At 54.6% G+C, this 12789-nt stretch carries 10 protein-coding genes; 5 read left to right on the top strand and 5 right to left on the bottom strand.

The features are described 5' to 3' along the window. Positions 1-8 precede the first annotated feature (8 nt). The 4 genes from gsiB to OGV93_RS05280 form a co-directional block, all read right to left on the bottom strand. Positions 9-1547 (bottom strand): glutathione ABC transporter substrate-binding protein GsiB, encoded by a 1539-nt coding sequence (gsiB, locus tag OGV93_RS05265; protein WP_287109423.1) that lies wholly within the window; start codon positions 1545-1547, stop codon positions 9-11. Positions 1548-1575: 28 nt separating this feature from the next. Next, positions 1576-3447: a glutathione ABC transporter ATP-binding protein GsiA gene (gene gsiA / locus OGV93_RS05270; RefSeq protein WP_049282698.1), complete on the bottom strand. Its 1872-nt coding sequence runs from the start codon at positions 3445-3447 to the stop codon at positions 1576-1578. Next, positions 3434-4399 carry a beta-aspartyl-peptidase gene (gene iaaA / locus OGV93_RS05275; protein WP_287109424.1) on the bottom strand — a complete coding sequence of 322 codons (966 nt, stop codon included), beginning with the start codon at positions 4397-4399 and terminating at the stop codon, positions 3434-3436. The genes gsiA and iaaA overlap by 14 nt, the downstream gene beginning before the upstream one ends. A 192-nt stretch (positions 4400-4591) precedes the next feature. After that, on the bottom strand, positions 4592-5380 hold the full coding sequence (locus tag OGV93_RS05280; protein ID WP_065554864.1) for an aminoglycoside adenylyltransferase family protein: 789 nt from the start codon (positions 5378-5380) through the stop codon (positions 4592-4594). A gap of 176 nt (positions 5381-5556) precedes the next feature. On the opposite strand from OGV93_RS05280, the gene moeA reads away from it, so the two are divergent. Then, a complete protein-coding gene (gene moeA / locus OGV93_RS05285) occupies positions 5557-6792 on the top strand; it encodes a molybdopterin molybdotransferase MoeA (protein WP_115190784.1) in 1236 nt (411 codons plus the stop codon). Beyond that, positions 6792-7541: a molybdopterin-synthase adenylyltransferase MoeB gene (gene moeB / locus OGV93_RS05290; RefSeq protein ID WP_049282695.1), complete on the top strand. Its 750-nt coding sequence runs from the start codon at positions 6792-6794 to the stop codon at positions 7539-7541. The genes moeA and moeB overlap by 1 nt, the downstream gene beginning before the upstream one ends. A gap of 119 nt (positions 7542-7660) precedes the next feature. Here moeB and fsa read toward each other — a convergent pair whose 3' ends face one another. Beyond that, positions 7661-8323 carry a fructose-6-phosphate aldolase gene (fsa, locus tag OGV93_RS05295; protein ID WP_019076360.1) on the bottom strand — a complete coding sequence of 221 codons (663 nt, stop codon included), beginning with the start codon at positions 8321-8323 and terminating at the stop codon, positions 7661-7663. A 132-nt stretch (positions 8324-8455) separates the two neighbouring features. Between fsa and OGV93_RS05300 the strand changes: the two genes are divergently transcribed. The 3 genes from OGV93_RS05300 to OGV93_RS05310 all read left to right on the top strand — a co-directional run bounded on the left by OGV93_RS05300 (position 8456) and on the right by OGV93_RS05310 (position 12729). Next, positions 8456-9355, top strand: coding sequence for a glycyl-radical enzyme activating protein (locus OGV93_RS05300; protein ID WP_016152383.1), 900 nt, complete (start codon positions 8456-8458; stop codon positions 9353-9355). A gap of 5 nt (positions 9356-9360) precedes the next feature. Further along, positions 9361-11793 carry a glycyl radical protein gene (locus tag OGV93_RS05305; protein WP_287109425.1) on the top strand — a complete coding sequence of 811 codons (2433 nt, stop codon included), beginning with the start codon at positions 9361-9363 and terminating at the stop codon, positions 11791-11793. 120 nt (positions 11794-11913) lie between these two features. After that, complete coding sequence (locus OGV93_RS05310) at positions 11914-12729, top strand: Cof-type HAD-IIB family hydrolase (protein ID WP_016152381.1); 816 nt, start codon at positions 11914-11916, stop codon at positions 12727-12729. Positions 12730-12789: the final 60 nt, after the last annotated feature.

Consider the following 12789-nt stretch of genomic DNA (forward strand, 5'->3'; position numbering starts at 1 on the left):
TGAATAGCTTATTTTAAATCCGCATCATCAAAGCTAAATCCGGTATCCGGCATGATCCAGAACCCGGTCAATCTGGTGTTGTGCGCCGAAATCAGTTGTTCCACTACCAGTGGGATCCACGGCGACTCTTTCCAGATAATATCCTGCGCATCCTTGTACAGCTTCGCTTTCTGGGCCGGATCGTTGGTTTGCAACGCTGCCGCTAAATCACTGTCCACCTGCTTATTGCTGTAGAACGCCGTATTAAACAGCGTTGGCGGCCAGTTTTGAGATGCAAACAGCGGTGACAGCGCCCAGTCTGCTTCACCCGTAGAGGCAGACCAGCCGGTGTAGAACATGCGTACCCCGCTCTCTTTCTGCGCTTTACCTTCGACTTGCGCCGCGCGCTGACCGGCATCCATCGCCGTCACCTGAGCCTTAACGCCCACCTGCGCCAGTTGCTGCTGGGTAAATTGCAGCACTTTTTGCGCGGTACTATGGTTATGAGAAGACCATAGCGTGGTGGTAAAACCGTTCGGATAACCCGCTTCTTTCAGCAGTTCGCGCGCTTTTGCCGGGTCGTATGGCCATGGCGTATAGCTTTGCGCATAGGCGATCGACGGAGGGAGAACGCCGGTTGCTGGCGTCGCGTAACCGGCAAACGCCACTTTCACCAGCGCCTGACGGTTGATGGCATAATTCAGCGCTTCACGCACCTTCGGGTTATCGAACGGTTTTTGCGTGACGTTCATGCTGATGTAACGCTGCATAATAGACGGACTAGCCACCAGTTCCAGGTTTTTATTCTTCGCCAGTAGCGCCGCCTGTTCGTAAGGGATCGGGAAGGCAAACTGCGCTTCCCCGGTCTGCAGCATTGCCGCACGCGTGTTGTTGTCGGTCACCGGACGCCAGGTAATCGTATCCAGCTTTGGCAGCCCTTGCTGCCAGTAACCCGCGAACTTCTTAACCTTTACAAAATCCGTCTGATTCCAGGTCTCAAGCTGATACCGCCCGGTCCCCACGGGATGAAAACCGATCTCCTTGCCGTATTTCTCCAGCGCGGCGGGAGAGATCATCGCCGTAGCCGGGTGCGCCAGAATATTGATAAATGCAGAGAACGGCTGCTTCAGCGTTATCTTCACCGTCGACGGATCGACGACCTCGGTTTTATCGATATTCTTATACAGGTTGTAGCGTTTCAGATGGTTTTCCGGGTTGCTGGCCCGGTCGAGGTTAGCTTTAACCGCATCGGCGTTGAAGTCGGTGCCGTCCTGAAACTTCACACCCTGTCGCAGCTTAAGGGTATAAGTCAGGCCATCATCAGAAACCGTATAACTCTCCGCCAGCACATTTTTCAGCTTCATCTCTTTATCAAGGCCAAACAGCCCCTGGTAAAAGGACTTCGCTACCGCCTGCGACAACGTGTCGTTTGCGTCGTAGGGATCGAGGGTGGTGAAATTGGATCCTACCGCCACTACTACATCTTTGGCGGCCCAGCCAGGTGTGGCGGCCAGCGCAGAGGCCACTCCCACAGCAACCAGCCATTTTCGAGCAACAATTTTTGTCATGTTATTCTCCTTAAACCCTGCCTGCCTGTTATAAACGCGAAAGCGCATTTTCTGGTTGCGGACGCGCAACATAATGCCCCGGGCCAACTTGCTGGAGTGAAACGGGGGAAATCTCTTCACCGCGTTTGCGGATATTACTGGGGATATCATCCGACAACAGCACGCGCTGGGGCCGGTGATGTGAGGGATCGGCGACCGGGACTGCCGCCATCAGTTTGCGGGTGTACGGATGCTGCGGATTTTCAAACACCGCGCGTCGGGTGCCGATCTCGACGATTTGCCCAAGGTACATCACCGCCACCCGATGACTGATCCGCTCCACCACCGCCATATCGTGGGAAATAAACAGGTACGCAATCCCCATTTCTCGTTGGAGGTCGAGCAACAGGTTGATAATTTGCCCGCGAATTGAGACATCCAGCGCCGAGACTGACTCATCGGCAATAATCACCTTGGGATTGAGCGCCAGCGCCCGGGCAATACAGATACGCTGACGCTGACCACCGGAAAACTCATGCGGATAGCGCCAGGCATGCTCAGGGAGCAATCCTACGCGTTCCAGCAGCCATGCAACTCGTTTTGCCGCCGCATCGCCTTGCAGTAGCCCATGCACCCGCAGCGGTTCTAAAATGGAATATCCCACGGTCTGACGCGGATCGAGCGAAGCATAGGGGTCCTGAAAGATAAATTGAATATCCCGACGCAGCGGCTGTAGCTTACTGGCGGCCAGGGTATCGATACGCTGTCCGTTGAAAACAATCTCCCCGCGCTGAGACTCGACCAGACGTAGCAGCGCCCGACCGGTGGTGGATTTCCCGCAGCCCGACTCCCCCACCAGCGAGAGCGTCTCTCCGGGCCACAGGTCAAAGCTAACGTTTTCCACCGCATGCACCTCGCGGGTCACCCGATTAAGAATGCCGCTGCGCAGCGGAAAACGCGTCACCAGATTACGTACCTGCAAAATAGGCTCGCCTTCAACCACGGTATCCTGTTCAGTCTGTGGTTCTACATGGCTGGGATCGTGTAACGAAATGAGTGGAAACCGGCGCGGGTACGCTTGTCCGGTCATCGCCCCAAGCTGCGGCACGGCTGCCAGCAGCGCTTTGGTGTAAGGATGCTGGGGAGCGTGAAAAATCTGCTCAACGCTGCCGGTTTCTACCGCCTCGCCCTGATACATCACCAGCACGCGATCGGCAATATCCGCCACGACGCCCATATCGTGGGTAATAAAGATCACTCCCATCGACATATCCTGCTGCAACACTTTTATCAGTTGCAGGATCTGTGCCTGAATAGTGACATCCAGCGCGGTAGTCGGCTCATCGGCAATTAAAACCGCAGGGCGACACGATAGCGCCATAGCGATCATTACCCGCTGGCGCATGCCGCCAGAAAGCTGGTGCGGATAGCGCGATAAAATAGCCTTCGCCTCGGGGATACGCACCTGGTCGAGCATCCGTTTCGCTTCCACCATCGCCTCTTCGTGGCTGGCCCCCTGATGCAAACGGATTGACTCAGCAATCTGCTCACCCACGGTAAATACCGGATTAAGCGATGTCATGGGCTCCTGGAAGATCATGGCGATATCTGCGCCACGCACGTGACGCATCCGCGACGCGCTCTGTTCACCCAGCTCAATAACCTGTCGGTTACGGCGTCGAAGGAGCATTTCATCGCAGCTCACCTCGCCGCCTGACTGTTCAATCAAACGCATCAGCGACAAGGCTGTTACCGACTTTCCTGAACCGGATTCGCCCACTATCGCCAGCGTTTCACCACGCTTCAGGCGAAATGACAGATTACGCACCGCACTGATGCGCTGCTGCTCCTGCTCAAAGACAATGTTCAGGTTGCTGACTGCCAGCACGTCGCTGGCGTCAAGCTCATCACTGTGTGGCAACGGTATCTCCTTTTTCCCGATAAATACCGGTGGTTGGCGTATCGCCTGCATATCCCCAGGCACGGTACATGCCTTCGCTGTTAAACGGCAAGGCGACGTTGCCCGCGTGATCGACGGCAATTAAACCGCCGCTACCGCCGAGCGCCGGTAATTTTTCCATTACTACGCGTTCGCACGCCTCCGATAAACTCAGGCCGCCATAGTCCATCAACGCCGCAATGTCATAGGCCGCCAGCGCACGAATAAAGACTTCACCGGTTCCGGTGCAGGAAACGGCCACACTTGCGTTATTGGCATAGCAGCCAGCGCCGACCAGCGGACTGTCACCTACCCGCCCCGGTAATTTGTTGGTCATCCCGCCGGTCGATGTTGCCGCCGCCAGATTGCCAAACATATCCAGCGCGACCGCACCCACAGTACCCATTTTGTTGTTTTCATCCAGCGGGGTCGCGCTATGATCCAGCACCGTTTCACCCGCCGATTGCGCTGCCAGCAGTTGAGCGTAGCGTTCTGGCGTCGAGAAAATATCCGCCGAAACGCGCTCCATACCCTGCGCAATGGCAAAGTTTTCAGCCCCTTCACCTATCATCATGACGTGGGGGCTGTGCTCCATCACCAGGCGAGCCGCGAGAATTGGATTGCGCAGATGGCTAACCCCGGCGACGGCTCCCGCGTTTAGCGTATTACCGTCCATCACACAGGCGTCCAGTTCATGGGTTTCATCACGGGTATACACCGCGCCAATTCCGGCATTAAACAACGGACACTCCTCCAACAAACGCACGGCTTCGGTGACCACATCCAGTGCGCTACGACCGTCTTCAAGCATCCGTTGGCCGGTTTCAACGATATCCGACAGCGCTTGTATATAACGCAATTCTTGCTCCTGGCTCAGTAACGCGCGGGTGATAGCCCCTGCGCCGCCGTGAATTGCAATGACTGCTTTACCCATTTTATTCGTCCATTAGGTGGCGGGTACCGGGGGGTTATAAATATCAGAATTTCGGTGACTTATTGATTCGATTTTTGAATATAGAAAGATGCAGACGTCATGTAAAGGTAAAGGCCTGCACCTCACACCCCGTCTCATCAGGTCATTCAGATGTGTTTAACGGAAAGGAGATCTCCCGACGTTGTTGCTAAATTATTCAAGCCGATCGGTAATCTGTTTTTTTGCATAAAACACAAAGCGTTCTACAGACGGCATACACGCTGCCCAGTTATGTTTGGTTAACCCCAGATATTCGGCACGCGCCGCTTGCAGCAAATCAGCATGCTCAGCGGGTAATTGCGGCAGAAGCCAGGATGCGGCCTCATCTTTAGCGACAATATTACCCGTAACCACGCTATACCAGATACGTGCCAGAGCAAGGATGATATTACGCTCGTCCCCCTCTAAATCAGCCGGTTTCTGCCACATCTCAAGGATATGCCGAAATGTTTGCAATACATCGCTAAACGGAATGACGTTAAATAACATCTCAGCCGGTTCACCGAACAGCGGTACGCTGGCGCGCCGGGCCTGGGTCAGCAGAATAGAAAGATCAGCATCCACCATTGCCGGTTCAAACACGCCAGCGCGAATATCATCACGCAGCCATTCGCCAAACTGCATTTCTCTCGCCGGTGGGAATCGCCACGGCACGATCTGCGAGTGCAGAACCACGGTCACTTCCAGCGCACGATATGGCCCGGAGGTGCCGGGAGGCGCTGAAATGGTCAGCAAATCCTGCATCAGTTTTTTTCTTTGTCGGGCATTTATTGGTTCACGCAGGGTGACCAATAAATCAATGTCGCTTTGGGGTTTTAAGCCGCCTTCAACCGCAGAGCCATACAAATGAAGGGCAATGAGATTCCCCTCGAAAATCTGACGGATGCACGCACTGGCGGCCTCCACCTGTCGTCGAATTGCGTCTGGAATAATATTAGCCATTTAGCCCCCAGGGAAAAATGAGCGGAAATATTGAGTCTATACTGCATTCTTCCTGCAGCGCTATCCCTGGCACAAAACCTTTACCAGATCTGATTCTAAGCCTGAGGTAGCATACTGCCCGCGTCCATTTTCTGACATAATGAGCAAATTCGATTTTGCCCCGCAGGAGTCTTCTCATGGAATTTACCGCCGGACTGATGCCGCTTGAAACGGCTCTCTCTCAGATGCTTTCGCGTATTACCCCGCTCACCGCCGTCGAAACGCTGCCGCTGGTTCAATGCTTTGGCCGCATTCTGGCCACCGACGTTGTCTCCCCCATTGATGTACCGGGATTCGATAACTCAGCAATGGATGGCTATGCGGTACGATTAGCCGATTTACAATCTGATCAGCCGCTTGCGGTGGCGGGTAAAGCCTTTGCCGGTCAGCCTTTCCATGGCGAGTGGCCTGCGGGAACCTGCATCCGTATTATGACCGGCGCCCCAGTGCCTGCTGGTTGTGAAGCGGTGGTGATGCAGGAGCAAACGGAACAAACTGACGACGGGGTGCGTTTTACCGCCGAAGTCCGCCGCGGGCAAAATATTCGTCTGCGCGGTGAAGATATTGCAAACGGCGCGGTGGTGTTTCCCGCCGGGACTCGCCTGACAACCGGCGAGCTTCCCGTTCTGGCTTCGCTCGGTGTTGCCGATGCTCCCGTTGTACGCAAAGTCCGCGTGGCGCTGTTCTCTACCGGTGATGAACTGCAGTTACCAGGTCAGCCGCTGGGAGACGGGCAGATTTATGACACTAACCGTCTGACCGTTCACCTGATGCTGCAACAGTTGGGCTGCGAAGTGATCAACCTGGGGATTATTCGCGACGATCCCAACGCGCTTCGTGCCGCGTTTATCGAAGCCGACAGCCAGGCCGATGTCGTCATCAGTTCCGGCGGCGTTTCAGTAGGCGAAGCGGATTACACTAAAACTATTCTGGAAGAGCTGGGAGAAATTGCCTTCTGGAAGCTGGCTATCAAACCGGGCAAACCGTTCGCGTTTGGCAAACTGAGCAACAGCTGGTTTTGCGGTCTGCCGGGTAATCCAGTGTCTGCGGCCCTCACCTTCTATCAACTGGTACAACCGCTCCTGGCGAAACTGAGCGGCAACACCGCCTGTGGACTACCGCCTCGCCAGCGCGTGCGCACCGCCTCACGCCTGAAGAAAACACCTGGCCGTCTGGATTTTCAGCGCGGTGTATTGCAGCGTACCGCTGAAGGCGAACTGGAAGTCACCACTACCGGGCACCAGGGCTCGCATATTTTTAGCTCTTTTAGCCAGGGTAACTGTTTTATCGTGCTGGAGCGCGATCGTGGTAACGTCGAAGCCGGCGAATGGGTTGAGGTCGAGCCGTTTAACGCACTGTTTGGAGGCCTGTAATGGCAGAACTCAGCGACCAGGAGATGATGCGCTATAACCGGCAAATCATTCTGCGCGGCTTCGATTTCGAAGGTCAGGAAGCGCTCAAGGAGGCGCGGGTACTGGTCGTTGGTGTGGGGGGACTGGGATGCGCAGCAACTCAGTACCTTGCAGGCGCTGGCGTCGGGCATTTAACCTTGCTCGACTTTGACACAGTCTCCGTGTCGAACCTCCAGCGCCAGACGCTGCACAGCGATGCGACCGTTGGACAGCCAAAAGTGCTATCCGCCCGCGACGCACTGGCGCGGATTAACCCTTATATCGCCATTACGCCGGTGAATGCGCTGCTGGACGAGAGCGAGATTCACACGCTTATTACCGAACACGATTTGGTGCTGGACTGTACGGATAATGTCAGCATCCGCAATCAGTTGAATGCCGGATGCTTCGCCGCCAGGGTTCCGCTGGTTTCTGGTGCGGCAATTCGCATGGAAGGACAAATTACCGTATTTACCTACCAGGAAGGAGAGCCCTGCTACCGTTGCCTGAGCCGTCTGTTCGGTGAAAACGCCCTGACCTGCGTAGAGGCCGGAGTGATGGCCCCGCTGATCGGCGTGATCGGCTCGTTACAGGCGATGGAAGCCATTAAGCTGCTGGCTAACTACGGTAAACCGGCGTCAGGAAAAATCGTCATGTACGACGCCATGACCTGCCAGTTTCGCGAAATGAAGCTGATGCGCAATCCCACCTGTGAGGTCTGCGGGAGTTAGCAGAGAAATCGTCGGCACCACACTATTGCCAGAGGGCGAGGCTAATGCCTCCAATCAGGCCTACAACAGCGCATTGTGTAGGCCGGATAAGGTGTCAGCCGCCATCCGGCAAAACAGACTTACAGAGAAGTGCGTCCAAATGCGCTCTGCCAGTCGTGCTCGAACTTCGCTACGGCAGCATCAACGGCCGGAGAGCTAATCATCTGCTGAGCGACATCCAGCGGCAGCGTGATGGACTCGCAGCCTGCCAGCAGGCAATCCAGCGCCTGACGCGGCGTTTTAAAACTGGCGGCCAGTACTTTGGCGTGCGGGGCATGCATTTTCAGTAAGGTCTGCAGATCGGTCACCGTCTGAATGCCGTCCCCCCCCTGCGCATCCACACGGTTAACATATGGCGCAACGTATTCGGCCCCCGCAAGCGCAGCTAATAGCCCTTGAGCAGCGCCGTATACCGCGGTACCCAACGTCGGGATCCCTTCTTCTTTCAGCAATTTAATGGCCGTCAGACCTTCTGCCGTGACCGGCACTTTGACCACGATATCCGCAATGATTGCCCGCAGCTTACGCGCATCGCTGACCATGCCTTCGGCGGTGGTCGCCATTACCTGAGCAAACAGGCGTCCTTGCCCTCCCATCGCTTCCTGCAGTTGCGGCAGTAACACGTCCAGCGTCTGCTTACCTGCCGCCACAATGCTTGGGTTAGTGGTCACCCCTGCCAGCGGAAAAACCCGCGCCAGAGCTTTTACCGCGTCAACGTCAGACGTATCTAAATAGAGTTCCATAACCTTTCCTCAAACGAATAATTAGCATGAATAAAAGGTAGCACGGCGAAACCTCACGGTTAGTTGACGTACGTCAATATAACTTTCATTCGAAAGTAATTTAATCTTTATACGAAAGACGAGAGGCCGCTTATGATTTTCAATATCCAGCGCTATTCCACACATGATGGTCCCGGTATCCGTACTGTGGTGTTCCTTAAGGGATGCTCACTGGGCTGTCGGTGGTGCCAGAATCCGGAAAGCCGCGCCCGCACGCAGGATCTGCTCTATGACGCACGTTTGTGCCTCGACGGTTGCGATCTCTGTGCTCAGGCCGCACCGAAGGTGATTGAACGCGCGCTGAGCGGATTGCTGATTCATCGCGAAAAACTGACCGATGATGCGCTCACGGCGCTGACCCACTGCTGTCCAACCCAGGCGCTGACCGTCTGCGGAGAGGAAAAAAGCGTGGACGACATCATGGCGACCGTAGTGCGTGATAAACCGTTTTACGATCGCAGCGGCGGGGGTCTCACCCTGTCTGGCGGTGAACCCTTTATGCAGCCAGAACTGGCGGCAGCGCTGCTCAAAGCCAGCCACGATGCAGGTATTCATACAGCGGTTGAAACCTGTCTGCATGTCCCGTGGAAGTATATTGAACCGTCATTACCTGACGTCGACCTGTTCCTGGCCGATTTAAAACATGTCGCCGACGCGCCGTTTAAACAGTGGACCGATGGCAGCGCCTCTCGCGTACTGGAAAATCTGAAAAAACTGGCCGCCGCCGGTAAAAAAATGGTTATCCGCGTCCCCCTGATTCAGGGGTTCAACGCTGACGAAGCCGCTATTCAGGCCATTACCGATTTTGCTGCCGACGAGCTTCACGTCGATGAGATCCATTTTTTGCCCTACCACACGTTGGGCATCAACAAATACCACTTACTCAGTCAACCCTACAACGCACCGGATAAACCGCTTGATGCGCCTGCGCTGCTCGAATTTGCCCAGCAGTACGCCAGCCTGAAAGGTTTAACCGCGACCCTACGAGGATAATCGCCATGACCACTCTGAAACTGGACACACTCAGCGACCGTATCAAAGCGCATAAAACGGCCCTGATCCACATCGTGAAGCCGCCGGTTTGTACCGAGCGCGCCCAGCACTATACCGAGATGTATCAACAGCATCTGGATAAACCTATCCCGGTTCGCCGCGCGCTGGCGCTGGCCCATCATCTGGCGGAACGCACCATCTGGATCAATCATGACGAACTGATCATTGGTAACCAGGCAAGCGAAGTGCGTGCCGCGCCAATCTTCCCGGAATACACCGTGTCGTGGATTGAAAAAGAGATCGATGACCTCGCCGACAGGCCGGGCGCGGGCTTTGCGGTAAGCGAAGAGAACAAACGCGTGTTGCACGAGGTGTGTCCATGGTGGCGTGGTCAGACCGTGCAGGATCGCTGCTACGGGATGTTTACGGACGAGCAGAAAGGGCTGCTGGAAACCGGCATTATCAAAGCCGAAGGTAACATGACCTCTGGTGATGCACACCTGGCGGTAAACTTCCCGCTGCTGCTGGAAAAAGGTCTCGACGGCCTGCGCCACAAAGTTGATGAACGTCGTTCCCGCATCAATCTGACATGTCTGGAAGACCTCCATGGCGATCAGTTTCTGAAAGCGATTGATATCGTGCTGGAGGCCGTCAGTCTGCACATTGAGCGCTTTGCCACGCTGGCACGTAAAATGGCGGCCACGGAAACTCGCGCCAGTCGTCGTGATGAACTGCTGACCATGGCGGACAACTGCGATGTGATCGCCCATGAGCCGCCAAAAACGTTCTGGCAGGCGCTGCAGTTGTGCTATTTCATCCAGTTGATCCTGCAAATTGAATCAAATGGTCACTCGGTGTCGTTTGGTCGCATGGATCAGTACCTCTATCCGTTCTACCGTCGTGACGTAGAACTGAACCAAAGCCTCGATCGTGAGCACGCCATTGAGCTGCTGCACAGCTGCTGGCTGAAACTGCTGGAAGTGAACAAAATCCGCTCCGGCTCCCATTCGAAAGCCTCGGCGGGTAGCCCGCTGTATCAGAACGTGACCATTGGTGGCCAAAACCTGGTTAACGGTCAGGCAATGGATGCCGTCAATCCGCTCTCCTACGCCATTCTGGAATCCTGCGGTCGCCTGCGTTCTACTCAGCCAAACCTGAGCGTGCGTTATCATGCAGGGATGAGTAATGATTTCCTGGATGCCTGTGTACAGGTGATCCGCTGCGGCTTCGGGATGCCTGCCTTTAATAACGACGAAATCGTCATACCTGAATTCATTAAGCTTGGCATTGAACCGCAGGACGCCTATGACTATGCGGCCATTGGTTGCATCGAAACCGCCGTTGGCGGCAAATGGGGCTACCGCTGTACCGGTATGAGCTTTATTAACTTTGCCCGCGTGATGCTGGCAGCGCTGGAAGGTGGTCGCGATGCCACCAGCGGTAAAGTATTTCTGCCACAGGAAAAAGCGCTCTCGGCTGGTAACTTCAACAATTTCGACGAAGTGATGGACGCCTGGGATACGCAGATTCGCTACTACACGCGTAAATCTATCGAAATTGAGTATGTTGTCGACACCATGCTGGAAGAGAACGTACACGATATTCTGTGCTCTGCGCTGGTAGATGACTGTATTGAACGCGCGAAAAGCATTAAGCAAGGCGGTGCGAAATACGACTGGGTATCGGGTTTGCAGGTGGGTATTGCCAACCTCGGCAACAGCCTGGCTGCGGTGAAGAAACTGGTCTTTGAACAAGGCGCTATCGGTCAGCAACAGCTGGCCGCCGCGCTGGCCGACGATTTTGACGGTCTGACCCACGAACAATTACGCCAGCGGCTGATCAACGGCGCACCGAAATACGGCAACGATGACGATAGCGTTGATACGCTGCTGGCCCGCGCTTATCAGACCTATATCAATGAGTTGAAACAGTATCATAATCCGCGTTACGGACGTGGCCCGGTTGGCGGCAATTACTACGCGGGTACCTCATCGATCTCCGCAAACGTACCGTTTGGCGCGGCAACGATGGCCACACCGGATGGTCGTAAGGCGCACACTCCGCTGGCAGAGGGCGCAAGCCCGGCTTCCGGAACGGACCATCTCGGCCCAACAGCGGTAATTGGCTCGGTGGGTAAACTGCCGACCGGTTCAATCCTCGGCGGCGTGTTGTTAAACCAGAAGCTGAACCCGGCCACGCTGGAGAATGAATCCGATAAGCAAAAGCTGATGATCCTGCTGCGTACCTTCTTTGAAGAGCACAAAGGCTGGCATATTCAGTACAACATTGTCTCCCGTGAAACGCTGCTGGAAGCCAAAAAGCACCCGGATCAGTATCGTGACCTGGTGGTCCGTGTAGCAGGTTATTCGGCCTTCTTCACCGCGCTGTCTCCAGATGCGCAGGACGATATCATCGCACGTACTGAACATATGCTGTAATCCCCTTACCCGGCGGCATTTCGCTTGCCGGGTATTCTTCTTTCGAATGAAATAAATTTGTGCTTTAGCTCACATTGTTATTAAAATGTTTCTGGTCGCAGTTATGAGCCAGGAGCAAGTATGACCATCAAAGTTATCGTCACTGATATGGACGGAACTTTTCTCGACGACGCCAAAAAATACGATCATGCACGTTTTATGGCGCAGTATCAGGAACTGAAAAAACGAGATATTGAATTTGTCGTGGCCAGCGGCAATCAGTATTACCAACTGATCTCCTTTTTCCCGGAACTCAAAAATGAGATCTCTTTTGTTGCCGAGAACGGGGCGTTAGTCTTTGAACATGGCAAACAGCTGTTTCACGGTGAGCTGACCCGCCACGAATCCCGCATTGTCATTGGCGAACTGCTCAAAGATACGCATCTCAACTTTGTAGCTTGCGGCCTGCAAAGCGCCTACGTTAGCGAAAATGCCCCCGAGTCCTTTGTCGCATTGATGTCAAAACACTACCATCGCCTGAAACCCGTGAAGGATTATCAGGACATTGATGATGTGCTGTTCAAGTTCTCGCTGAATTTACCGGATCAACAAATCCCATTAGTGATCGATCACCTTCATTCTGCCCTTGACGGTATAATGAAGCCCGTCACCAGCGGCTTTGGGTTTATCGACCTGATCATTCCTGGTTTGCATAAAGCCAACGGAATCAGCCGTCTGCTAAAGCGCTGGAACCTGTCCCCGCAAAACGTGGTCGCCATTGGCGATAGCGGCAATGACGCAGAAATGCTGAAAATGGCGCGCTACTCTTTCGCCATGGCCAACGCGGCAGAGAGTATCAAATCGATTGCCCGCTATCAGACCGACGACAATAACCATCAGGGCGCGCTGAACGTGATTCAGGCGGTGCTGGATAACACTTCCCCTTTTAATTGCTAATCCTGCCCAACCGGGGTATCCCCTTGCCCCGGTTTCCACGCTTTTTCATGTTTCTCACAC

It is taken from the genome of Citrobacter sp. Cb031 (assembly GCF_030336725.1).
Classification (GTDB): Bacteria; Pseudomonadota; Gammaproteobacteria; order Enterobacterales; family Enterobacteriaceae; genus Citrobacter; species Citrobacter braakii.

What these genes read in the sequence shown, in the direction of transcription:
- gsiB (WP_287109423.1), bottom strand. Translation starts at nt 1,547, where the DNA reads ATGACAAAAATTGTTGCTCGAAAATGGCTGGTTGCTGTGGGAGTGGCC.
- iaaA (WP_287109424.1), bottom strand. Translation starts at nt 4,399, where the DNA reads ATGGGTAAAGCAGTCATTGCAATTCACGGCGGCGCAGGGGCTATCACC.
- OGV93_RS05280 (WP_065554864.1), bottom strand. Translation starts at nt 5,380, where the DNA reads ATGGCTAATATTATTCCAGACGCAATTCGACGACAGGTGGAGGCCGCC.
- moeA (WP_115190784.1), top strand. Translation starts at nt 5,557, where the DNA reads ATGGAATTTACCGCCGGACTGATGCCGCTTGAAACGGCTCTCTCTCAG.
- moeB (WP_049282695.1), top strand. Translation starts at nt 6,792, where the DNA reads ATGGCAGAACTCAGCGACCAGGAGATGATGCGCTATAACCGGCAAATC.
- fsa (WP_019076360.1), bottom strand. Translation starts at nt 8,323, where the DNA reads ATGGAACTCTATTTAGATACGTCTGACGTTGACGCGGTAAAAGCTCTG.
- OGV93_RS05300 (WP_016152383.1), top strand. Translation starts at nt 8,456, where the DNA reads ATGATTTTCAATATCCAGCGCTATTCCACACATGATGGTCCCGGTATC.
- OGV93_RS05305 (WP_287109425.1), top strand. Translation starts at nt 9,361, where the DNA reads ATGACCACTCTGAAACTGGACACACTCAGCGACCGTATCAAAGCGCAT.
- OGV93_RS05310 (WP_016152381.1), top strand. Translation starts at nt 11,914, where the DNA reads ATGACCATCAAAGTTATCGTCACTGATATGGACGGAACTTTTCTCGAC.